The organism is Microbacterium lacus, from assembly GCF_039531105.1.
GTDB lineage: Bacteria > Actinomycetota > Actinomycetes > Actinomycetales > Microbacteriaceae > Microbacterium > Microbacterium lacus.
On sequence record NZ_BAAAPK010000001.1, the window covers coordinates 1,480,142 to 1,502,954 of the forward strand.

Annotated in this window: 23 protein-coding genes; 19 read left to right on the plus strand and 4 right to left on the minus strand. The window is 70.2% G+C overall.

What is annotated here, in order from left to right:
* The first annotated feature begins 191 nt into the window (after positions 1–191).
* Positions 192–1,604, plus strand: a complete 1,413-nt coding sequence (locus ABD197_RS06920) for a pyridoxal phosphate-dependent decarboxylase family protein (protein WP_344052943.1) — start codon at positions 192–194, stop codon at positions 1,602–1,604.
* 12 nt (positions 1,605–1,616) lie between these two features.
* Here ABD197_RS06920 and ABD197_RS06925 read toward each other — a convergent pair whose 3' ends face one another.
* Positions 1,617–2,036 carry a DUF1844 domain-containing protein gene (locus tag ABD197_RS06925; protein WP_344052945.1) on the minus strand — a complete coding sequence of 140 codons (420 nt, stop codon included), beginning with the start codon at positions 2,034–2,036 and terminating at the stop codon, positions 1,617–1,619.
* A 254-nt stretch (positions 2,037–2,290) separates the two neighbouring features.
* Here ABD197_RS06925 and infC point away from each other — a divergent pair, with 254 nt between their 5' ends.
* The 18 genes from infC (at position 2,291) to argH (ending at position 20,819) form a co-directional block, all read left to right on the plus strand.
* Positions 2,291–2,929, plus strand: a complete 639-nt coding sequence (infC, locus tag ABD197_RS06930) for a translation initiation factor IF-3 (protein WP_344055812.1) — start codon at positions 2,291–2,293, stop codon at positions 2,927–2,929.
* 69 nt (positions 2,930–2,998) lie between these two features.
* Positions 2,999–3,193, plus strand: a complete 195-nt coding sequence (rpmI, locus tag ABD197_RS06935) for a 50S ribosomal protein L35 (protein ID WP_179431930.1) — start codon at positions 2,999–3,001, stop codon at positions 3,191–3,193.
* Positions 3,194–3,224: 31 nt separating this feature from the next.
* Entirely contained in the window at positions 3,225–3,608 is a 384-nt protein-coding gene (rplT, locus tag ABD197_RS06940; RefSeq protein WP_344052950.1) for a 50S ribosomal protein L20, read from the plus strand.
* An 88-nt stretch (positions 3,609–3,696) separates the two neighbouring features.
* Positions 3,697–4,497 carry a TrmH family RNA methyltransferase gene (locus ABD197_RS06945; protein ID WP_344052952.1) on the plus strand — a complete coding sequence of 267 codons (801 nt, stop codon included), beginning with the start codon at positions 3,697–3,699 and terminating at the stop codon, positions 4,495–4,497.
* Positions 4,498–4,584: 87 nt separating this feature from the next.
* Entirely contained in the window at positions 4,585–5,376 is a 792-nt protein-coding gene (locus tag ABD197_RS06950) for an amino acid ABC transporter ATP-binding protein (protein WP_344052954.1), read from the plus strand.
* A gap of 107 nt (positions 5,377–5,483) precedes the next feature.
* Complete coding sequence (locus tag ABD197_RS06955; protein WP_344052956.1) at positions 5,484–6,380, plus strand: glutamate ABC transporter substrate-binding protein; 897 nt, start codon at positions 5,484–5,486, stop codon at positions 6,378–6,380.
* 77 nt (positions 6,381–6,457) lie between these two features.
* Complete coding sequence (locus tag ABD197_RS06960; RefSeq protein WP_344052958.1) at positions 6,458–7,105, plus strand: amino acid ABC transporter permease; 648 nt, start codon at positions 6,458–6,460, stop codon at positions 7,103–7,105.
* Positions 7,102–7,986 carry an amino acid ABC transporter permease gene (locus ABD197_RS06965; protein WP_344052959.1) on the plus strand — a complete coding sequence of 295 codons (885 nt, stop codon included), beginning with the start codon at positions 7,102–7,104 and terminating at the stop codon, positions 7,984–7,986. The genes ABD197_RS06960 and ABD197_RS06965 overlap by 4 nt, the downstream gene beginning before the upstream one ends.
* 52 nt (positions 7,987–8,038) lie before the next feature.
* Positions 8,039–9,079, plus strand: a complete 1,041-nt coding sequence (pheS, locus tag ABD197_RS06970; RefSeq protein ID WP_344052961.1) for a phenylalanine--tRNA ligase subunit alpha — start codon at positions 8,039–8,041, stop codon at positions 9,077–9,079.
* Positions 9,079–11,607 (plus strand): phenylalanine--tRNA ligase subunit beta, encoded by a 2,529-nt coding sequence (pheT, locus tag ABD197_RS06975; RefSeq protein ID WP_344052963.1) that lies wholly within the window; start codon positions 9,079–9,081, stop codon positions 11,605–11,607. Before pheS ends, pheT begins: the two co-directional genes overlap by 1 nt.
* 143 nt (positions 11,608–11,750) lie before the next feature.
* A complete protein-coding gene (locus ABD197_RS06980; protein ID WP_344052965.1) occupies positions 11,751–12,734 on the plus strand; it encodes an NAD-dependent epimerase/dehydratase family protein in 984 nt (327 codons plus the stop codon).
* Between the two features lie 303 nt (positions 12,735–13,037).
* Entirely contained in the window at positions 13,038–14,084 is a 1,047-nt protein-coding gene (argC, locus tag ABD197_RS06985) for an N-acetyl-gamma-glutamyl-phosphate reductase (RefSeq protein ID WP_344052967.1), read from the plus strand.
* On the plus strand, positions 14,081–15,238 hold the full coding sequence (gene argJ / locus ABD197_RS06990) for a bifunctional glutamate N-acetyltransferase/amino-acid acetyltransferase ArgJ (protein ID WP_344052969.1): 1,158 nt from the start codon (positions 14,081–14,083) through the stop codon (positions 15,236–15,238). The genes argC and argJ overlap by 4 nt, the downstream gene beginning before the upstream one ends.
* Positions 15,235–16,140 (plus strand): acetylglutamate kinase, encoded by a 906-nt coding sequence (argB, locus tag ABD197_RS06995; protein ID WP_344052971.1) that lies wholly within the window; start codon positions 15,235–15,237, stop codon positions 16,138–16,140. The genes argJ and argB overlap by 4 nt, the downstream gene beginning before the upstream one ends.
* Positions 16,137–17,351 carry an acetylornithine transaminase gene (locus ABD197_RS07000; RefSeq protein ID WP_344052973.1) on the plus strand — a complete coding sequence of 405 codons (1,215 nt, stop codon included), beginning with the start codon at positions 16,137–16,139 and terminating at the stop codon, positions 17,349–17,351. The genes argB and ABD197_RS07000 overlap by 4 nt, the downstream gene beginning before the upstream one ends.
* The gene (gene argF / locus ABD197_RS07005; RefSeq protein ID WP_344052975.1) at positions 17,348–18,271 is read left to right on the plus strand and encodes an ornithine carbamoyltransferase; all 924 of its coding nucleotides are present in this window, start codon (positions 17,348–17,350) and stop codon (positions 18,269–18,271) included. Before ABD197_RS07000 ends, argF begins: the two co-directional genes overlap by 4 nt.
* Positions 18,250–19,392 (plus strand): heparan-alpha-glucosaminide N-acetyltransferase domain-containing protein, encoded by a 1,143-nt coding sequence (locus ABD197_RS07010; protein ID WP_344052977.1) that lies wholly within the window; start codon positions 18,250–18,252, stop codon positions 19,390–19,392. Before argF ends, ABD197_RS07010 begins: the two co-directional genes overlap by 22 nt.
* Complete coding sequence (gene argH, locus ABD197_RS07015; RefSeq protein WP_344052979.1) at positions 19,389–20,819, plus strand: argininosuccinate lyase; 1,431 nt, start codon at positions 19,389–19,391, stop codon at positions 20,817–20,819. Before ABD197_RS07010 ends, argH begins: the two co-directional genes overlap by 4 nt.
* Before the next feature lie 16 nt (positions 20,820–20,835).
* On the opposite strand, the gene ABD197_RS07020 is transcribed toward argH, so the two are convergent.
* From ABD197_RS07020 to ABD197_RS07030, 3 genes are read right to left on the minus strand one after another with little or no spacing between them, the layout of a single operon-like run.
* Positions 20,836–21,666: a CHAD domain-containing protein gene (locus ABD197_RS07020; RefSeq protein WP_344052981.1), complete on the minus strand. Its 831-nt coding sequence runs from the start codon at positions 21,664–21,666 to the stop codon at positions 20,836–20,838.
* On the minus strand, positions 21,650–22,228 hold the full coding sequence (locus ABD197_RS07025) for a DUF1349 domain-containing protein (RefSeq protein WP_344052983.1): 579 nt from the start codon (positions 22,226–22,228) through the stop codon (positions 21,650–21,652). Before ABD197_RS07025 ends, ABD197_RS07020 begins: the two co-directional genes overlap by 17 nt.
* Positions 22,225–22,809 (minus strand): hypothetical protein, encoded by a 585-nt coding sequence (locus tag ABD197_RS07030; RefSeq protein WP_344052984.1) that lies wholly within the window; start codon positions 22,807–22,809, stop codon positions 22,225–22,227. The genes ABD197_RS07025 and ABD197_RS07030 overlap by 4 nt, the downstream gene beginning before the upstream one ends.
* Positions 22,810–22,813 lie beyond the last annotated feature (4 nt).

The window sequence follows — 22,813 nt, forward strand, 5'->3', positions numbered from 1 at the left end:
TCTCGGGGGTAAACCCACCATCTCGAGGGGAGAACCACCATCTCGAGGGGAGAACCACCATCTCGGGGGGAGAACCACCATTCGGGGGAGGACCACCATCTCGGGGACACGGTTCGGAGAGCGGGTATCTGAGAGGCGGCTTGTCGCTCCTCCTCCCCAGGAGGAGGATCAGGCTCACGAGGAGGTCAGCGATGACACAGACATCCTTCGACGACACTCGATCCGCCCCCGCGGCGGCAGAGGCCCTCGATCGGGCGCACGCGGCTGCCGTGGACTGGTTGACGCGGATGCCGGAGCGCGGCATCCCGGCGACGACCGGCGTCGCCGAGACGCAGTCCCGTCTCGGGCTGGAGCTGCCGACCGATCCCGAGCCGCCCGGCGACGTGATCGACGCCCTCATCCGGGCGGTCGAGCCCGGGCTCATGGCGTCGCAGTCGCCGAGATTCTTCGGCTGGGTGATGGGCGGCACCCTGCCGGCGTCGCTCGCGGCGGACTGGCTCGTCTCGGCGTGGGATCAGAACGCGGGGATGCGCGAGGTCACGACGGGCGTCGTCGCCGCAGAGGACCTCGCCGGTCGCTGGCTGTGCGAGCTGCTCGGCCTCGACCCGGCGTGCGACGTCGGCTTCACGACGGGGGCCACGATGGCGAACCTCACCGGTCTCGCGGCCGCCCGCACGCGCGTGCTCCGCGACGCGGGGTGGGATGCCGATGAGCGCGGGCTCGCCGGGGGTCCGCCGATCAGGTTCCTCGCGGGTGCGGAGAGGCACGGCTCGGTCGACCTCGCCGCGCGGCTTCTCGGCCTCGGCGCCGCGGAGCTCATCGACGCCGACGATCAGGGTCGCATCCGGCCCGATCTGCTGGCAGAGGCGCTGGCGGGCAGGTCGGGCCCCACGATCCTCGCGCTGCAGGCGGGAAACGTCCACTCCGGCGCGTTCGATCCGTTCGCGGAGTGCGTGGCTGTCGCGCACGACGCCGGTGCCTGGGTGCACGTCGACGGCGCATTCGGACTCTGGGCGGGCGCGAGTCCACGATCGCGTCACCTGATGCGCGGCGCGGAGGATGCCGATTCGTGGGCGACCGACGCCCACAAGACGCTGAACGTCCCGTACGACTGCGGCGTCGCGATCGTCCGCGACCGGGTGAGTCTGCGCCAGGCGATGGGCACCCACGCGAGCTACCTGACCGCAACCACGACCGCCGATGCGGATCCGCACGAGCGTGTGCCGGAGATGTCCCGCCGGGCGCGGGGCGTCCCGGTGTGGGCGGCGCTGCGATCGCTCGGCACGTCGGGGGTCGCGGCCCTGATGGACCGGCTGACGCGGTCCGCTCAGCTCCTCGCCGACGGGGTCACCGCTGTTCCGGGGCTGCAGGTGCTCAACGACGTCGTCTTCACCCAGGTCTGCGTCGCCGCGAGCACGGACGAGGCGACCAGAGCGCTCGGCGAGCTGCTCCGCGCCGACGGGGTCGCGTTCGCATCCTCCTCGGAATGGCACGGCCGCGCCGTGCTGCGGTTCTCCGTCAGCAACGCCGGCACGGACGACGAAGCGGTCGCCGAGTCCCTCGCGGCGCTGCGCCGCGCCGCAGAGCGGATCGGAGAGCAGTGAGCGCGCGCCCGGTCAGGTGACCGGGCCGGTCCACTTCTCGCCGGGGCCTTTGCCGATGGGGTCGGGGATGACGGATGCCTCACGGAAGGCCAACTGCAGTGAACGCAGTCCGTCGCGCAGCGACCGCGCGTGCATGTCACTGATCTCGGGAGCCCCCGCAGTGATGAGTCCGGCCAGCGCGTTGATGAGCTTCCGCGCTTCGTCCAGGTCCTTCTGCGCACCGGGGTCGTCGGCGAGACCGACCTTCACCGCGGCGGCACTCATGAGGTGCACCGCGGCGGTCGTGATGACCTCGACCGCAGGGACGTCCGCGATGTCGCGGGTCGCGGCCGATGCCGCGCGCTCCTGAGCCTCCCACCGCGCCTGCCGCTCGGCATCCTGAGCGAGCCGCCCGGCCTGAAGATCGTCGTCGCCGTCCCGAATCGTGTCCACGTGTCACTCTCTGCTAGACTTGCGCGGGCTTCGGAGCGTTGTGCTCCGGAACGAAAGAGGATCAGATCCCACCCGCGCTTGCCGCTCCAGGCTACCGGGTCATGCACTCCGCCCCGTCCGCTCGCGGACGGGGTCGCTCCACCGGAATCGCGGTGGGGGTCGGGTGCGCAAGCCGGCGCTCCAGCGCTGTGCGGGTGGAATCGAGTCGCTCTTCCGCCCGCGATGCATCCCGCTTCGCGGTGGCCGACACCCGCATGAAAGAGGAGCTCCGCATCAGCGATCCCCGCACCAATGACCGCATCCGCGTGCCCGAGGTCCGCCTCGTCGGCCCGAACGGAGAGCAGGTCGGCGTCGTACGCATCGAGGTGGCCCTGCGTCTGGCGCAGGATGCCGACCTCGACCTCGTCGAGGTGGCACCCAACTCGAAGCCGCCCGTGGTCAAGATCATGGATTACGGGAAGTTCAAGTACGAAGCAGCGCAGAAGGCCAAAGAGGCCCGACGCAACCAGGCGAACACCATCCTCAAAGAGGTGCGTTTCCGTCTGAAGATCGAGGCCCACGACTACACGACCAAGCTCAAGCGCGCCGAGGGCTTCCTCAAGGCGGGCGACAAGGTCAAGGCGATGATCCTGTTCCGCGGGCGTGAGCAGTCCCGTCCCGAGCAGGGCGTGCGTCTCCTGCGCAAGTTCGCAGAGGACGTCGCGGAGTTCGGAACCGTCGAGTCGAGCCCCACGATCGACGGTCGCAACATGGTCATGGTCGTGGCTCCCCACAAGAACAAGTCCGAAGTGAAGACCGAGCAGAACGCCCAGCGCGCTGCGAACAAGGAGGCGGCCCGCTCGGCCGCCCACGGCGGTCCCGCCGCGGACGAGGCTCCGGCCGCGGCCGAGTAAGCCCCACAGACCCCCGCCTCGCGGGAACACCCACGAAGCCCGCGAGGGCGACACACGAAGGAACATGAGATGCCGAAGCAGAAGACCCACTCGGGTGCCAAGAAGCGGTTCAAGATCACCGGCAGCGGAAAGCTGATGAAGCAGCAGGCCGGTATGCGCCACAACCTCGAGGGCAAGGCCAGCAAGCGGACCCGGCGCCTCAACCAGGACCAGGTGCTGTCCCCGGCCGACGCCAAGCAGGCCAAGAAGCTTCTCGGCCGCTGAGCGCGCCGAATCACGATAGGAACATTCAGAAATGGCTAGAGTCAAGCGGGCCGTCAACGCCCACAAGAAGCGTCGCGTCATCCTCGAGCGCGCCTCCGGTTACCGGGGTCAGCGTTCGCGCCTGTACCGCAAGGCGAAGGAGCAGGTCACCCACTCGCTCGTCTACGCGTACCGCGACCGTCGCAAGCGCAAGGGCGACTTCCGCCGTCTGTGGATCCAGCGCATCAACGCCGCGAGCCGCCAGAACGGCCTGACGTACAACCGTCTCATCCAGGGTCTCGGCCTGGCCGGCGTCCAGGTCGACCGCCGCATGCTCGCCGAACTCGCGGTCAACGAGCCCGCGACGTTCGCGTCGCTGGTCGCCACGGCCAAGGCCGCGCTGCCCGAGAACGTGAACGCGCCCAAGAGCGCGTAACACCGGCATCCGCCTGTCGAAGGGGCGTCCTCCCGTTTCGGAGGGCGCCCCTTCGCGTGCGCGCGCCGCCGCCGCTCTACACTGAACTGTGCTCGAGAACCCGCGCTCGCCCCGCGTCCGCGCCGTCGCGAAGCTGACCAAGCGCAGTGCACGGCAGGAGACCGGTCTGTTCCTGCTCGAAGGTCCGCAAGCAGCCCGCGAGGCGCTCGCGTATCGGCCGGACACCGTCCTGGAGCTGTTCGCGACGCCTTCAGCGCTCGAGCGGCACACAGATGTGCGGGATGCCGCGCTCGCGGCCGGCCTCGAGGTGGTCTTCACGACTGAGGACGTGCTCGACGCGATGGCCGACACGGTCACGCCGCAGGGCATCGTCGCCGTCGCCCGCCAGACCCCGAGCTCGGTGCGCGAGGTGTTCGCCGCATCTCCGCGCCTGGTCGCGATCTGCGACGAGGTGCGCGACCCAGGCAACCTCGGGACGATCATCCGCGCCGCCGACGCCGCGGGCGCGGATGCCGTCATCCTGACCGGCCGGACGGTGGATCCGTACAACCCCAAAGTCGTGCGGGCGACCACCGGGTCGCTGTTCCACCTGCCGATCGCGGTGGGTGTCGACCTCGCCTCCGCGATCGACCGCGCACACGCGGCCGGGGTTCGGGTGATCGCCGCCGACGTGGGCGGCGAGGATTTCCTGGCGTCGCGGCAGATCCTCGCGGAGCCCACCGCATGGCTGTTCGGCAATGAGGCGCGCGGCCTCGAGGACGATGCTCTCGCGCTCGCCGATCTGGCTCTTCGCCTGCCGATCTACGGCAGCGCGGAGTCGCTCAATCTCGCCACCGCCGCGAGCGTGTGCCTGTACGAAACGGCTTTCGCGCAGCGTTCGGGGAGCTGACGCACGGCGGTTCCGATCTGATTACAGTCCGGTAAAGGCCGCTGTCAATCACTCGATCGGTCCACAGCCCGCGCATAGGGTGACGGGATGACGACCCCCGACCCCTCGGCACCGAAGACGTCCAACATCGACGTGCGCCGCGGCGAACCGCTCGTGGTGATCACCGACGTGCAGAAGCACTACGGCGACTTCCAGGCGCTGCGCGACATCGATCTGACCGTGCACCGCGGCGAAGTCGTCGTCGTGATCGGGCCCTCCGGCTCGGGCAAGTCCACGCTCTGCCGCACGATCAACCGCCTCGAGACGATCACCTCCGGAACCATCACGATCGACGGGAAGGAACTCCCGAAAGAGGGCAAGGGGCTCGCCGCCCTGCGCGCGGACGTCGGCATGGTGTTCCAGTCGTTCAACCTGTTCGCCCACCTCACGATCCTCGAGAACGTGACGCTCGGGCCCATCAAGGTCCGCAAGATGAAGAAGGCCGACGCCGAGCGCGAGGCCAAGGTGCTCCTGGACCGCGTCGGTGTCGGTCATCAGGCGAGCAAGCTCCCCGCGCAGCTCAGCGGCGGGCAGCAGCAGCGCGTCGCGATCGCCCGCGCGCTCGCGATGAACCCGAAGGTCATGCTGTTCGACGAGCCCACCTCGGCCTTGGACCCCGAGATGATCAACGAGGTCCTCGATGTCATGGTCGGTCTCGCCCAGGAGGGCATGACGATGATCGTCGTCACCCACGAGATGGGCTTCGCGCGGAAGGCCGCCGATCGCGTGGTCTTCATGGCCGACGGTCAGATCCTCGAGGACCAGAAGCCCGACGACTTCTTCGAGCGTCCGCGCACCGACCGTGCGAAGGACTTCCTCTCCAAGCTCATCACGCACTGACGCCCCGACCAGCACCCGCACGACCCGCACCCGCACGACCCGCACCCGCACGACCCGAACGTCGGATACGAAACGCACCAATGGATACGCGACACAAGGAGAATCACATGCGTAACTCACGAATGCTCGCAGGAATCGGCATCGCCGCAGCCGCGCTGCTCGCCCTCACGGGCTGCAACAGCGGCACCCCCGGAGCCGACCCGAGCGAAGCGGCCGGCGAAGAGGAGGGCACGTGGTTCGAAGTGGCCACCGACGTCTCGCTCGAGGGCAGCCCGACGTTCGACACGATCACCGAGAACGGCAAGGTCCGTATCGGCGTGAAGGAGGACCAGCCCGGTCTCGGCTACCTCGACCAGGCGACCGGTGAGCGCACCGGCTTCGACGTCGACATCGCCCGCTGGATCGCGGCATCGCTCGGATACGACGAGGACAAGATCGAATTCACCGCGATCCCCTCGGCGAACCGCGAGCAGGCGCTCGTCAACGGTGACATCGACTACTACGTCGGCACGTATTCGATCACCGACAAGCGCAAGGAGCAGATCGATTTCGCCGGCCCGTACTTCATCACGGGCCAGGGTCTGCTCGTCGCCGCCGACAACGAGGACATCACCGGGGTCGACACCCTCGAGGGTGCCACGGTCTGCTCTGCGACCGGATCGACCTCGATCCAGCGAATCAAGGACGAGCACCCCGAGGCGTCGACCGTCGAGTTCGACACGTACTCCCAGTGCGTCGAGCAGCTGAAGTCCGGCCAGGTGGACGCGATCACGACCGACCAGGCCATCCTGATCGGCTACGCCGCGCAGGATCCCGACAACCTCAAGGTCGTCGGTGACGTCTTCAGCGAGGAGCGCTACGGCGTCGGCATCCAGAAGGGTGACACCGTGTTCGTCGACTACGTGAACACGCTGTTCACCGACGGCGGCGACATCTGGACGGCCATCTTCGAGAAGAACCTGGGTGCCTCCGGCATCGAGGTCGAGCAGCCCGCCGTCGACTGACCCTGTGGTGGCGGCATCCCGCAGCGGATGCCGCCACCTCACTCTCTTCCCCCGCGACGATCAAGGAGCACCCGGTCGTGAATGTGATCACCGACTACCCCGATCTGTGGGTCCAGGCCCTCATCGGCACGGTCGTGCTGTTCTTCGGCGGTGGGCTCATCGCCATCGTCCTGGGTCTCCTGATCGGCGCGATGCGCGTCTCGCCCATCCCGATCGCACGGACGGTCGGCACGGTGTACGTCAACACGATCCGCAACACCCCGCTGACCCTGATCTTCTTCTTCTTCGCCTTCGGGATCCCGCTCCTGGTCGACTTCCGGGTGAACTTCCTCGTGCTGGCGATCTGGGCGCTCGGCATCTACACCGCGACCTACGTCGCCGAGACGATCCGCTCCGGCATCAACACCGTGCCGGTGGGTCAGGCCGAGGCCGCCCGCGCCCTCGGCCTCACGTTCGGCCAGGTGATGGGCAGCGTCGTGCTGCCGCAGGCCGCCCGCTCGGTCATCCCGCCCATGATGAGTGTCTTCATCGCCCTGCTGAAGAACACCACGGTCGCCGCGGGCTTCTCGGTCGTGAATCTCGGCAACATCCGTGCCGAGATGAGTGAGAACGGCGAGAACCAGCTCGTCGTGCTGCTGTGGGTCATGGTCGTCTTCGTCGTCATGGTGCTCCTGCTGGCGGCCCTGCAGAGAGCCCTCGAGAAGAAGTGGAGGGTCGCGCGATGACTTCGGTCCTGTACGACGTCCCCGGCCCGCGCGCGATCGCCCGCAACCGCGTCCTCGGCGCGGTCACCGTGATCGCGGTGCTCGCGATCCTCGGCTTCATCATCTGGCGGTTCGCCGTCACCGGTCAGTTCTCGGCCTCGAAGTGGTCGGCCTTCACCTACACGCGTGTGTGGGAGCAGTTCGGTCTCGCGACGCTGCGCACGCTGGCGGCGTTCGTCTCCGCGGCGATCGGTGCGCTCGTCCTCGGCTTCGTCCTCGCGCTCGGCCGCCTGTCGGACCACGCGTGGGTGCGCATCCCGGTGACCGCCGTGATCGAGGTCTTCCGCGCGATCCCCGTCCTGATCCTCATGCTGCTGCTGTACTACGGGCTGCCGGTCATCGGCATCAAGATGGACACGTACCTCGCGGTCGTCATCGCCCTCATCGTCTACAACGGGTCGGTGCTCGCCGAGGTCATCCGCGCCGGCGTCGAGTCGCTTCCGCGCGGTCAGGGGGAGGCGGGCTACGCGATCGGACTCCGCAAGAGCGGGGTCATGCGACTCGTGCTGCTGCCGCAGGCCATCCGGGCGATGCTGCCGGTCATCATCGCCCAGCTCGTGGTGACCCTCAAGGACACGGCACTCGGCTTCATCATCACGTACCCCGAGCTGCTCAAGTACGCCAAGGACCTCGGTTCCTCGGCGACGCTGGACTCGCCGCTCATCCAGGCCGCGATCGTCGCCGGTGCGATCTACATCTCGCTGTGCCTCCTCCTGTCCTGGGTGGCGAGCATCGCCGAGAAGCGACTGCGCTCCTCTCCCCGGTCCTCGGTCGTCGTCGGCGCCGGTGAGGCTCCGACGACCGACACCGAGCTTATCGTCGCCCAGCGCGACGAGGGGTGAGCGGGATCCGGCGGCGGGGGAGCGGCATCCGTCGTCGGTAGACTCGTCTTTCGTGTCTGACGAACCCGAAATCACCCCCGACGCGGTGGATGCCGCTGTCCAGGCGGCACTGGAGGCGATCGGCGCAGCGTCCGATACGCCGGCGCTGAAGGCCGCCCGTGCCGCGCACGCCGGCGAGGGCTCGCCGCTGGCCGCGTTGAACGCGCGCCTGCGGCAGGTGGCCCCGGAGCGCAAGGCGGAGTTCGGCAAGCTCGTCGGCCAGGCCCGTGCCCGCGTGAATCAGGCTCTCGCAGCGCGCGAGAGCGTGATCGCCGAGGCCGAGACCGCCGCGAAGCTCGAGAGCGAGCGGATCGACATGACCGCGCTCCCGCAGCGCGCGCGCACCGGTGCGCGGCATCCGCTCACCCTTCTGCAGGAGCAGATCGGCGACATCTTCATCGGAATGGGATGGGAGATCGCCGAAGGCCCCGAGCTCGAGCACGAGTGGTACAACTTCGACGCGCTCAACCTCGACGAGGACCACCCGGCCCGCCAGATGCAGGACACGTTCTATGTGGACCCGGTCGCCCGCCACCTGGTCCTGCGGACGCAGACGAGCCCCGTCCAGATGCGGTCGATGCTGACCCGCGACCTGCCGATCTACGTCATCTCGCCCGGGCGCGTGTATCGCACCGACGAGTTCGACGCGACGCACCTGCCGGTGTTCTCGCAGTTCGAGGGACTCGTGATCGACAAGGGCATCACGATGGCGCACCTGCGCGGCACGCTCGACCACGTCGCCCGCGCGCTGTTCGGCGCCGAGGCCAAGACCCGCCTGCGCGCGAACTACTTCCCCTTCACCGAGCCCTCCGCAGAGCTCGACCTCTGGCACCCGACCTTCAAGGGCGGCGCGCGCTGGATCGAGTGGGGCGGTTGCGGGATGGTCAACCCGAACGTCCTCCGGGCGGCGGGAATCGACCCGGAGGAGTACTCCGGGTTCGCGTTCGGGATGGGGATCGAGCGGACCCTCATGTTCCGCAGCGACGTGCAGGACATGCGCGACATGGCCGAGGGTGATGTCCGCTTCAGCGAGCAGTTCGGAATGGTGGTCTGATGCGCGTCCCGCTGTCGTGGTTGCGTGAGTACGTCGATGTGCCGGCGGATGCCGCTCCCGAGGACGTGCTCGCGGCTCTGGTGCGCGTCGGCTTCGAAGAGGAGGACGTGCACCGCTTCGAGCTGCAGGGCCCCATCGTCGTCGGCGAGGTGCTCGAGTTCGTCGAGGAGCCGCAGTCCAACGGCAAGACCATCCGCTGGTGTCAGGTGCAGGTCGCGCCCGACGGTGAACTCGCCGCCGACGGCGGCCCTGCCGTGCACGGCATCGTCTGCGGCGCCCGCAACTTCTTCGTCGGCGACAAGGTCGCCGTCACGCTGCCGGGCTCGGTACTGCCCGGCCCCTTCCCGATCGCGGCGCGCAAGACGTACGGACACGTCTCGGACGGCATGATCGCCTCCGCGAAGGAGCTCGGACTCGGCGACGAGCACTCCGGCATCCTCCGCCTCGTCGAGCTCGGCATCGACGCACCAGTAGGGACCGACGCGATCGCGCTTCTCGGCCTGGACGACGTGGCGGTGGAGATCAACGTGACTCCCGACCGCGGCTACGCGCTGTCGATCCGCGGCGTCGCACGCGAGTACTCGCACGCCACCGGGGCGGCGTTCACCGACCCGGGGCTCCGTGCGTGGGGCGAGGTGCAGCACACGACCGACGCCTTCCGTTCGACGGTCGCCGACCTCACGCCGATCCGCGGGCGCGTGGGGGCGACCGAGTTCGTCACCCGCATCGTGCGCGACGTCGACCCCACCCGGCCGACCCCGGCATGGATGATCTCGCGCCTGACCCTCGCGGGTATCCGGCCGCTCGGCATCCTGATCGACATCACCAACTACGTGATGCTCGAGCTCGGCCAGCCCCTGCACGGATACGACCTCGATCGGCTCCAGGGCGGCATCACCGTCCGGCGGGCGAGCGCGGGGGAGACTCTGGAGACGCTCGACGGCAAGGTGCGCACGCTCGACGCCGAGGACCTGCTGATCACCGACGAGTCCGGCCCGATCGGCCTGGCCGGAGTCATGGGCGGCGGCGCGACCGAGATGACCGATGCGACCCGCAACGTCCTGATCGAGGCGGCGACCTTCGACCCGGTCTCGATCGCCCGCACGGCCCGGCGGCACAAGCTGCCCTCGGAGGCCTCGCGGCGCTTCGAGCGCGGTGTCGATCCGAACATCCCGTTCGTGGCGGCCCAGCGCGCGGTCGACCTCATGGTCGCGTACGCCGGCGGCACCGATCGTCGCGAGGGCGGTGCGCTGCTCGCGGGCTACGAGTTCCCCGGGATCGAGCTGCCGCACGGCTTCGTCGAGGGCCTCATCGGCGTCGCGTACACGCGCGAGGAGATCATCGGATCGCTCGAGCTGATCGGGTGCGCCGTGCACGAGCGCGAGGGGGACCTCGTGGCCTTCGCGCCGTCCTGGCGACCGGACCTCACCGACAAGTGGACGCTCGCGGAGGAAGTCGCCCGGATCCAGGGCTACGACCGCATCCCGTCGATCCTGCCCACGCCGCCGTCGGGCCGCGGGCTCACACCTGCGCAGCAGGGGCGCCGACGCGTCTCAAACGCGCTCGCCGCGGCGGGCTACGTGGAGACGCCGTCGTTCCCGTTCACCACCGAGGAGCAGAACGACCTGCACGGCTCCGCGAGCGGCGGACACCTGCCGAGCATCAAGCTCGCGAACCCGCTCGACGGACAGACGCCGTTCCTGCGGCGTAGCCTCGTGCCCGGCCTCCTCCGCGTCGCGCACCGCAACCTCTCGCGTGGTTTCACCGACCTGGCGCTGTTCGAGTCCGGCACGGTGTTCCTGCCCGCCGAGGGTGTGCTCTACGGCACGCCGTTCGTGCCGCCGTCGGCCGTGCGTCCGGACGCCGGCACGCTCGCGGCGCTGGATGCCGGCATCCCGCCGCAGCCGCGTCACGTCGCTGTGCTCCTGACCGGCGCGGTCGTCGCGAAGCAGCCCGGGACCGCCGCGCAGCCCGCCGACGTCGCCGATGCCCTGGACGCCGTCCGGACGATCGGGGTCGCCGCAGGTGTGCAGATCGACATCGAGCAGGGTGAGCGCGCGGCGCTGCACCCCGGCCGCACGGGAGTCCTCACGGTCCGCGGAACCCAGGTCGGGTACCTGGGGGAGCTGCTGCCGGCGGTGGCCGAAGCGGCCGACCTGCCGGGACGTGTCATCGTCGCGGAGCTCGACCTCGACCTCGTGCTCTCGCTGGCCGGCGACCGCGTCGTCGCAGCGTCGCTGTCGGGCTACCCGGCGGCGACCCAGGACGTCTCGCTCGTCGTCGGGGCGGATCTTCCGGCCGGCGACGTGCGCGCGGCGCTCGTCGAGGGCGCCGGAGACCTGCTCGAATCCGCGCGTCTCGTCGACGACTACCGGGGGACCGGTCTTCCGGACGGGGCGAAGAGCCTGACGTTCGCCTTGCGCTTCCGCGCTCCCGACCGCACGCTGACGGCCGCCGAGGCGACCGAGGCGAAGCTCGCGGGTGTCGCCGTCGCGGCCGAGCGCTTCGGCGCGACCCTGCGCGAGTAGCGCGCTCCCACTTCAGGTCGAGTGCACGACCTGTTGCCCACTGCGCGGCATCCCCTCGCGGACAGGTCGTGCGCTCGACACGACGTCGTGCGCCCGACGCTCGGATGGTTTCGCCGGGGACGCACGTCTGGTGGGATGGGCGCATGACCGATGTGCTGATCCTGGGTGGGACGGGCTGGCTGAGCGGACGTGTGGCGGAGCGGTGGCGGGATGCCGGTGCGCAGGTGACGTGCCTCGCGCGAGGATCCCGCCCGGCGCCGGAGGGCGTCCAGCTCGTGATCGGTGACCGCGAGGACGGGTCCGCGTACGACGGCGTGTCCGGGCGCGAATGGGACGAGGTGATCGACATCTCCTCGATCCCCGCGCACGTCGATGCCGCGGTGACCCAGCTCGGTCCTCGGACGCGGCACTGGACGTACGTCTCGTCGGTCTCGGCGTACGCCGACAACGACCTCGCGGATGCCGACGAGGGCGCTCCGCTCAGCGAACCGCTCCGGCCGGGTGAGGAGTACGACTACTCCCGCGCCAAGGCGGCCGCAGAGGCCGCCGTCCGTGCCGCGCTGCCGGATCGCGCGGCGATCGTGCGCCCCGGCCTCGTCGTCGGTCCCGGCGACCTCACCGACCGGTTCGGCTACTGGGTCGGCCGGTTCGCGCTCGCGGATGCCGAGCCCGTGCTCGCACCGCGTCTGGAGGGACGCGGCGCCCAGGTGATCGACGTCGACGACGTCGCCGACTTCGTCGTGCGGTGCGGGGCGGAGGAGTCCGGCCTCACCGCGAACGCGGTCGGCGACCCCACGGCTCTTTCCGCCCTGATCGCGCTCGCCCGCGCGACGGCCGGGCACACCGGCGAGCTCGTCGAGGCGGACGACGACTGGCTCGAGGCGCATGACGTCGGGTACTGGATGGGGCCGCGGTCGCTGCCTCTCTGGCTCCCGCCGGACATGCCCGGATTCACGACCCGCTCCCACGCCGCGTACTCGGCGGCGGGCGGCCGGCTGCGCGACCTGGCCGACACGATGACCCGCACCCTGGCGGACGAGCGGGAGCGGGGACTGGACCGGGACCGCCGCGCGGGCCTGTCCCGTGCGGACGAACGCACCCTGCTGGCCGAGCTGTCGCGCGTGTAACTCCCGCGTTTCGCTCGGCGCCGGCGACGCGGCCCGCCCCACCGCGCGCTCCGCCGCCGCCCCGCTCGCGAGAATGCGGGAGTTGTGAACGCCGCACGCGATTTGCGGGCCCGGCGACGCGCCCGCTATCGTCGGCGCATGCCTTCGGCCGCGCCCCTCCTCGCCACGCTCGCTCCGAGCGTCGCTCCCGCGCGCCGACGTCTGGGCAGCCGCCGACTCTAGGCGACGTCGCGCACCTCGGATCCGGGGAGCTGCAGGCGTCGCCGTCCGCAGCCCATGACCCCAGACTCTAAGGTGGAATCCATGACATATTCGGTCGCCGTCTCCGGCGCATCCGGCTATGCGGGCGGCGAGATCCTGAGGATCCTCGCCGCACATCCCGACGTCGAGATCCGCACCGTGACCGCGCATTCGAACGCGGGACAGCCCCTCATCGCCCATCAGCCGCACCTGCGCTCGCTCGCGCACCTGACGCTCGAACCGTCGACCCCCGACGTGCTCGCCGGGCACGACATCGTCTTCCTGGCGCTGCCGCACGGACAGTCCGGTCAGTACACCGAGGCGCTCGCGGACACGCCGCTCGTGATCGACGCGGGCGCCGATCACCGGCTGGACTCCGCCGAGCAGTGGGCGCGGTTCTACGGCGGCGAGTTCCACGATCCGTGGACGTACGGCGTTCCCGAACTCCTCGTCGGCGGGACGAAGCAGCGCTCGCGGCTCGTCGGCGCGAACCGCATCGCAGCGCCCGGCTGCAACGCGAGCACGGTGAGTCTGAGCCTCGCGCCCGGCGTCGCCGCCGGCGTGATCGACACCTCCGACATCGTCTCGGTCCTCGCGGTGGGTCCGAGCGGTGCCGGGAAGAGTCTGAAGACGAACCTCCTCGCAAGCGAGATCCTGGGCAGCGCTAATCCCTACGCCGTCGGGGGCACCCACCGGCACATCCCCGAGATCCGGCAGGCGCTCGTCGGCGCCGGCGCGACCGGGCAGATCCGCATCTCGTTCACTCCGGTGCTCGTGCCGATGGCCCGCGGCATCCTCGCGACCAGTTCTGCCCCGATCGCCGAGGGGGCCACGGATGCCGAGATCCGGGGTGCCTGGGAGTCCGCGTACGCGGACGAGACGTTCGTGCAGCTCCTGCCGGCGGGCGAGTTCCCCCGCACCGCCGATGTGGTCGGGGCGAACACCGCAATGATCGGACTCGCGATCGACCGCGATGCGAACCGGGTCGTGGTCGTCGCCGCGGTGGACAACCTCGTGAAGGGCACCGCGGGCGCCGCGATCCAATCCATGAACATCGCGCTGGGGCTCGCCGAGGGCACCGCGCTGAGCGTGAACGGAGTCGCCCCGTGAGCGTCACCGCAGCACAGGGTTTCGAGGCGGCGGGCGTCGCGGTCGGCCTCAAGTCCTCCGGCAATCCGGACGTGGCCGTCGTGGTGAACCGCGGACCGTTGAAGGTCGGCGCCGCGGTGTTCACGACGAACCGCGCGAAGGCCAATCCGATCCTGTGGTCCGAGCAGGTGATCCGGGACGGCATCGTCGAGGCGATCGTGCTGAACTCCGGGGGCGCGAACTGCTTCACCGGGTCCTTCGGCTTCCAGACGACGCACCAGACCGCCGAGAAGGCGGCCGCTCTGCTCGGCGTAGGAGCGAGTGACGTGCTGGTGTGCTCGACAGGACTGATCGGCACGGGGGACGAGGTGTTCCGAGGAAAGGTGCTCGCCGGCACCGAGCAGGGCATCGCCGAACTGAGCTCGGACGGTGGGCAGGCGGCGTCGCTGGCGATCATGACGACCGACTCGAAGCCGAAGCGCGCTGTCGTCCGCCGGGACGGCTGGAACATCGGCGGCATGGCGAAGGGTGCAGGGATGCTGGCCCCCGGGCTCGCGACGATGCTCGTGGTCATCACGACCGACGCGGTGCTCACCTCCGAGGAGGCGGATGCGCACCTGCGGGCGGCGACGCGTGTGAGCTTCGATCGCCTCGACTCCGACGGCTGCATGTCCACGAACGACCAGGTCACCCTCATGGTGAGCGGCGCCTCGGGCGTCACGCCGGATCCCGACGGGTTCCGGGACGCGCTCACCGAAGTCTGCACGGATCTCGCCCGTCAGCTCCAGGGTGACGCCGAGGGCGCCAGCCACGACATCACGATCGAGGTCGTGGGTGCAGCGTCCGAAGAGGACGCGGTCGAGGTCGGCCGCTCGGTCGCGCGCAACAACCTCTTCAAGGCCGCGATCTTCGGCAACGACCCCAACTGGGGCAGGGTCCTCGCCGCGATCGGCACGACCGACGCCGAATTCGACCCGTACGACGTCGACGTCTTCATGAACGGTGTGCGGGTCTGCAGTCAGGGCGGTCCCGACGCCTCCCGCGACGAGGTCGACCTGACACCGCGCGCCACGCACCTGCGCATCGACCTGCGGGTGGGGCGGTCGCACGCGACGATCCTCACGAACGACCTCACCCACGACTACGTCCACGAGAACAGCGCGTACGCGACATGACCGAGATCGACCTGCAGGACACCGACCCCGCCGAGGCGAGCCGCAAGGCCGCCACGCTGATCGAATCGCTGCCGTGGCTGCAGCGCTTCAGTGATCAGATCGTCGTCATCAAGTACGGCGGCAACGCCATGGTGAGCGACGAACTGCAAGACGCGTTCGCTGCGGACATCGCCTACCTGCGCTACGTCGGGGTCAAGCCCGTCGTGGTGCACGGCGGCGGCCCGCAGATCTCCTCGATGCTGGACCGCCTCGCGATCCCGAGCGAGTTCAAGGGTGGGTACCGGGTCACCAGCACCGAGGCGATCAGCGTCGTCCGCATGGTGCTGACCGGTCAGATCAACCCACAGCTCGTGGCGAAGATCAACGCGCACGGACCGCATGCCACAGGCCTGTCCGGGGAGGACGCGGGCCTGTTCGGCGGACGTCGGCGCGGCGTCATCGTGAACGGCGTCGAGCACGACCTCGGGCGCGTCGGCGACGTCGTCGCGGTGGACCCGCAACCGGTTCTCGACCAATTGGCCGCCGGGCGCATCCCCGTGGTGTCCAGCATCGCGCCGGACCTGGATCACCCCGGGCATTCGCTCAATGTGAACGCGGATGCCGCGGCCGCGGCGCTCGCCGTCGCTCTGGGCGCGGCGAAGCTCGTCGTGCTCACCGACGTCGCGGGTCTCTACGCCGACTGGCCGAACCGCGAGTCGCTCGTCTCCCACCTCAGCGCGCCGGAGCTGCGGGAGATGCTGCCCCGCCTGGAATCGGGGATGATCCCGAAGATGCAGGCGTGTCTGGATGCGGTCGAAGGCGGCGTGGAGACCGCCGCGATCATCGACGGGCGGGTGCCGCACTCGGTGCTCGTCGAGATCTTCACGAGCAAGGGAATCGGAACGGAAGTGGTGCTCGGATGAGCTGGCAAGACGACGCGGGACGCGATCTGCTGCGCACCTTCGGCGACCGGATGGCGATGTTCGTCCGGGGCGAGGGTGCCTACCTGTGGGACGCCGACGGCCGACGCTACCTCGACTTCCTCGCCGGCATCGCGGTGAACTCGCTCGGCCACGCGCACCCGGTGTTCGTCGACGCGGTGGCCACGCAGGCGGCCACACTCGCGCACGTGTCGAACTACTTCGCGACGCCGCCGCAGCTCGAGCTGGCCGCGCGCCTGAAGCGCCTGGCCGGAACGGGGGAGTCGGGTCGGGTCTACTTCGGCAACTCCGGGGCCGAGGCCAACGAGGCGGCCTTCAAGCTCGCGCGCCTGCACGGCTCGACCGGCGAGAAGGAGCGTCCGCGCATCCTCGCACTCACGGACGCGTTCCATGGGCGCACGATGGGCACGCTCGCGCTGACCGGCAAGCCCTACATGCAGCAGCCGTTCCTTCCGATGGTGCCGGGCGTCGAATTCATCGACACGACGATCGACGCCCTCGAGGCGACGATGGATGACCGTGTCGCGGCGCTGTTCGTGGAACCCATCAAGGGCGAAGCGGGTGTGATCGACCTGCCCGAGGGATACCTGCGGGCCGCGCGCGAGATCACTGCGCGCCACGGTGCGCTGCTGATCGTGGACGAGATCCAGACCGGCGCCGGCCGCACGGGCGAGTGGTTCGCCTTCCAGCACGCCGGGATCACCCCGGACGCGATCACCGTCGCCAAGGGCATCGGCGGGGGATTCCCGATCGGCGCGCTCATCACGTTCGGCGCGGCGAGCGAGCTGTTCTACCCCGGGACCCACGGGTCCACGTTCGGCGGCAATGCGCTCGGCACCGCCGTGTCCTCGGCGGTGCTCGCCGAGATCGAGGCCGAGGGGCTCGTCGGCAACGCGGCAGAACGTGGACGCCAGCTGCGGACGGCGATCACCGGGCTCGGGAGTGCACTCGTCGAGGGATGCCGCGGCCGGGGTCTCCTCATCGGCGTCGGGCTGCGGCATCCCGTCGCCAAAGCCGTCGTCGCCGCGGCGCAGGAGCACGGGCTCATCATCAACGCCCCGAACGACTCCACGATCCGCTTGGTGCCGGCGCTGAACATCGGCGACGTGGAGATCGACGAGTTCGTCCAGCTGTTCACCGCCGCACTGCGCACCGTCGAGGACGCGCTCGTGCTCGAGGAGGCCTCCGCATGACCCGTCACCTGTTGCGCGACGACGATCTGACCGCCGCCGAGCAGGGGGAGATCCTCGATCTCGCTGTCGCGCTGAAGAAGGACCGCTGGAAGCTGAAGCCTCTGGAGGGGCCGCAGACGGTCGCGGTGATCTTCGACAAGTCGTCCACACGCACGCGCGTGTCCTTCGCGGTCGGCATCGCCGATCTCGGCGGCTCACCGCTGATCATCTCGACCGCCAATTCGCAACTCGGCGGCAAGGAGACCCCCTCGGACACCGCTCGCGTGCTCGAGCGTCAGGTCGCGGCGATCGTCTGGCGCACGTATGCGCAAGCGGGTCTCGAGGAGATGGCGCGCGGCACGACAGTGCCGGTCGTCAACGCGCTCAGCGACGATTTCCACCCGTGCCAGCTGCTCGCCGACCTGCTCACGATCCGCGAGCACAAGGGCGAGCTGCGAGGACTCACGCTCGCCTTCTTCGGAGACGGCCGCTCGAACATGGCCCACTCGTACATGCTCGCCGGCGTCACGGCGGGAATGCACGTCCGGGTCTCCTCGCCGGAGTCCTACGCGCCCCGCGAGGACGTCGTCGCGGACGCCGACCGCCGTGCGGCCGAGACGGGCGGCTCGCTCACCCTGTTCACCGACCCCAACGAGGCGGCCGCGGGAGCGGATGTGATCGTCACCGACACGTGGGTGTCCATGGGCAAGGAGGAGGAGAAGCTCGCGCGCCTGCGCGACCTCAGCCAGTACAAGGTCACGAACGAGCTCATGTCGCTCGCGCGCCCCGACGCGATCTTCATCCACTGCCTGCCCGCCGACCGCGGATACGAGGTGGACGCGGAGGTGATCGACGGTCCGCAGAGCGTCGTGTGGGACGAGGCCGAGAACCGGCTGCATGCGCAGAAGGCGCTCTTGGTGTGGCTTCTGCGCCAGAGCTGAACGCACCTGCCGGCTGGCTCGCGTCCCGATGGACGCGGCTGAACGGACCGCGACGCGTCGCGGGGGTCGACCTCGCGCGCGGCCTCGCGGTCATCGGGATGATCGCCGCGCATGTCCTGTGGATCGACGATCTCGACATTGCGGATGCCGCGACCTGGGTCGCTGTGGTCGAGGGCAGGTCGTCCATCCTGTTCGCGACCCTCGCCGGAGTGTCGATCGGTCTCGTGACGGGCGGTCGCACGCCGCTGGAGGCGGGTCCCATGCACACCGCCCGCATGCGCCTGGCGGTCCGCGCCGGGCTCCTCTGGCTCATCGGTCTCGCGCTGATCGCCACCGGAGTCCCGGTCTACGTCATCCTCCCCGCCTACGCGATCCTGTTCCTCCTCGCCCTCCCGCTCACCGGTCTCGGGGCGAAGCCGCTCCTCATGATCGCGGGCGGGCTCGCGCTCGTGATGCCGGTGGTGCAGGTCGGCCTGGACGCCGCGCCGGTGTGGAGCACGGCCGCCGGGCAGATCGTGTCCCCGTTGATCGGCTGGCACTACCCGTTCCCGGTGTGGATCGCCTTCGTCGCGGCCGGCCTCGGCGTCGCACGGGCGGGGATCGGCCGGCCGGCGGTGCAGGCGCGCCTGCTCGGGTGCGGTGCCGCCCTCGCGGTGCTCGGGTACGGCGCGGATGCGCTGAACGGCGTGGGTCCGGCATCCGGAGCGTCCTCCTTCTGGGCGGCGCTGTGGACCGCGGAACCCCACTCGACGGGTCTGTGGGAAGTCATCGGATCGGGTGGGTTCGCGCTCGCGGTGCTGGGTGCGTGCCTGCTCGCATGCCGCACCGTCGTCACGTGGATCGTGCTCCCGCTGCGCGCCGTGGGCGCGATGCCCCTCACCGCCTACGTGGTCCAGCTCGTCGTCTGGGCGGTCGTCGCCACGACCGTGCTCGGCAGTGCGGGTGATCTGCGAGGCTTCCGAGATCTCGAGCCGTTCTGGCCGATGACGCTCGGCCTGGTGCTCGGCTGCACGATGTGGGCCCTCCTGGTCGGGCGCGGGCCGCTCGAATGGGCCCTCGACCGCGCCGCCCGTGCGGTCGGACGAGGCGCGCCGCGCGACGCGGATAGGCTGAGCGGATGAGCGGAACCAAGCGCGACGGCACGAACGAGGGCGCCCTCTGGGGTGCGCGCTTCGCCTCCGGCCCGTCGCCGGAGCTCGCGGAGCTGAGCAGATCCACACACTTCGACTGGGATCTCGCCCTGTACGACCTGGCCGGGTCGCATGCGCACGCCAAGGCGCTCGCCGCGGCCGGCTACCTCACAGCGGACGAGGAAGCAGCGATGCACGCGGGGCTGGACGCGCTCGCGCGCCGTGTGCAGGACGGGAGCCTGCGGGCACGGCCGGCAGACGAAGACGTGCACGGAGCCCTCGAGCAGGCGCTCATCGCCGAGGTCGGTCCCGAGCTCGGCGGAAAGCTGCGCGCGGGCCGCAGCCGCAACGACCAGATCGCCACGCTCGTGCGCATGTACCTGCTCGACCACGCCCGGACGATCGCCCGTGAGATCCTCCGCGTCGTGGACGCCCTCGTCGCGCAGGCCGAGGCGCACCCGGATGCGATCATGCCGGGGCGCACGCACCTGCAGCATGCGCAGCCCGTTCTGCTCGCGCACCATCTGCAGGCGCACGCGTGGCCGCTCGTCCGCGATCTCGAGCGCTTCCGGGACTGGTCGGTGCGTGCGTCGGTCTCGCCGTACGGCGGAGGGGCGCTCGCCGGCTCGACGCTGGGTCTGGATCCGCAGCTGGTCGCGGGCGAACTCGGTCTGGCGCGCCCGGCCGAGAACTCGCTGGACGGCACGGCCGCCCGCGACGTCGTCGCGGAATTCGCGTTCGTGGCGGCGATGATCGGCGTGGACCTCTCCCGGCTCGCGGAGGAGATCATCATCTGGAACACGCGCGAGTTCGGCTTCGTGACGCTCGACGACGCCTATTCGACCGGGTCCAGCATCATGCCGCAGAAGAAGAATCCCGACATCGCCGAGCTCGCGCGCGGCAAGTCCGGGCGGCTGATCGGAAACCTCAGCGGGCTGATGGCGACGCTCAAGGGGCTGCCGTTGGCCTACAACCGCGACCTCCAGGAGGACAAGGAGCCGGTGTTCGACTCGGTGCGCACGCTCGAGCTCGTTCTCCCCGCGTTCGCCGGGATGATCGCGACGCTGCGGTTCCACACCGAGCGGATGGCCGAGCTCGCCCCGCAGGGCTTCTCGCTGGCCACGGATGTCGCGGAGTGGCTCGTCAAGCGCGGCGTGCCTTTCCGGGACGCCCATGAGATCTCGGGTGCGCTTGTGAAAGTGTGCGAGCAGCGCGGCATCGAGCTGCACGAGATCGACGATGCGACGCTCACGCAGATCTCGCCGCATCTGGATCCCGCCGTCCGAGAGGTTCTGAGCGTCGCGGGCTCCGTCGCCAGCCGTGACGGCGCGGGCGGGACAGCTCCCGTGCGGGTCGCCGAGCAGCGCAGCGAGCTCGTTGCGCGCGCGCAGGCTGCCGCGCACGCGCTCGGTCTCTGACCACGCGCCCGCGCGCTCAGTCGAGCTGCGCCCAGATGCCGTCCAGGTCGGCGGCGGTGTGTTCCATCCGGCGGACGAGCGCCCGCACCGCTTCGACGGTGTGCGGGTCCATCGCGGCGGTGTCGATCGAGCGGAGGAACGCGGCTGCCACGACCGCGTCCTGATGGGCGCCGAGCGCATCCTGCAGTGCCTCCCGTTCGGCGATCGTCGTCTGGACACCCGCACCCAGGACGGGGCGCGCGAGCTCGACGGCGTAGCGGTGCCGCTTGACGGCTTTGCGTGCAGCGTGCACGCGCGTGTCGGTCCGGGCCTTGCGAGCGCGCCGCAGTCGCCGCGACGCCTCGGCCTGCGCCTCGTCAACCAAGGCGTGGGCGGCGTCCGCGTCGCGTCCCGCCGCCCGTCGAGCCGGGGGATCGGACAGCCAGCGCTGCACCACGGCGAACACGGCGACTCCGCGGGCGCTCGTCGTCCCGGTCACCGCGGCCGCCCAGGCGTCGCGCCGACGCCGGGCGAACACCGTTGCGAGCACATCGTCCACGACGGCGGGGACGCGCTCGTCCGCCGCGAAGCGCTCCGCGAGCACCTGGAGGTCACGGACCTCTCCGAGCAGCTGCCCGAGCCAGGCGAGCTCCTGGGCGAAGGCCTCGCGGTCGACGCGACGGTACACGGCAGCGAAGGTGTGCAGCGTCGCGCGCAGGCGCCGGATCGCCACCCGCGCGGGATGCACGGCATCCTCGTCCCGCTGCTCGAGGCGAAGACGCGACTCGAGGATCACGCGGCACTGCACGGCGACGTAGTCCTGCACGAGCGCGCCCAGCGTGCCCTCCGTGTCAGTGGATGGAGTCATCCGCGTCGCCGCGCGTCCATGAACGGAAGGTGACGGCGAATCCCGCGCGCGTCGGCGCGCACAGGTACGGCCCGGCGCTCGCGTCTGCCGCGCCGTCGAACGGCGCGACGCGGACGAGTCGCCACGGCTCGCCCCCCGCGCGAGCGCGCACGATGAGGGAGTCCGGCCAGCGGCTCACGCGAACCGAGACGGATGCCGTGCTCCACTCATCGACACGACCCACCGACCAGTCGGACCGGCCGTCGGTCACCACGGCTCCGAGCCCGAGGTGCCCATCGGCGAATTCGAGGCCGGCTTTCACCCAACGCATGTCGTCGATCCGCACGAAGATGCCGGCCTGATCGAACTCGCCGGTCCACTTCGCCTCGAACTCGACCTGCATGGACTCGCCGACGGTCAGCGGTGCGAGGAGCGCGTGCTCGTTCGCATGCACGAAGCCGTAGGCGGTCTCGCGCCAGGCGTCGCTGCCCTCGGCTGCGATCGCCGTGAGCGTCTCGTCGGACAGGTCGACGAGTTCGGGGTCGTGCGTCCAGCGGCCCGCCGACCAGGGGACCGCGTTCACCAGATCGCCGATCGCACGAGGGCGCCCACGATGCAGGCCCACAACAGGCTCGAGAGCGTGCCGATGATGAACCGCTCCCGGGCTTCGGCGGCGGCGAGTTCGGAGAACCGGCCGACGCCCTTGACCGCGACGACGATCGCGATGGCCTCGGGGTAGCCCGCGATGATGGCGACGACGACGGCGAGCCGCTCCAGGTATCCGATGGTCGTGCCGCCGCGCAGCACTTCGGTCGGGCGCTCGTCGTCGTCGCGGACTCCTGCGGCCTCGGCATCCAGGAGGATGCCGCCGTTCGCTCCGTCCTTCACCCGCCCGTGGGTCGCGATCTCGAGGACGCGTCGGGTGACGGGGTTTCCGCCGAGGACGGCCACGGCCGTGCCGAGGATCGCGATGATGAGCCCCATGATGAGCGGCACGTCGACCGGCGCGACCACGACGACGATCAGCGAGAGCACGACGAGTCCGCCCGCGACGGCGAGGGGCACGGTGGTGGGCTTTCGCAGACTGATGATGATCAGGACGAGTGCACCGCACAGGGCGAAGAACAGGAAGATCGACAGCACGGCGGCGACGATGGCGGGCATGCGG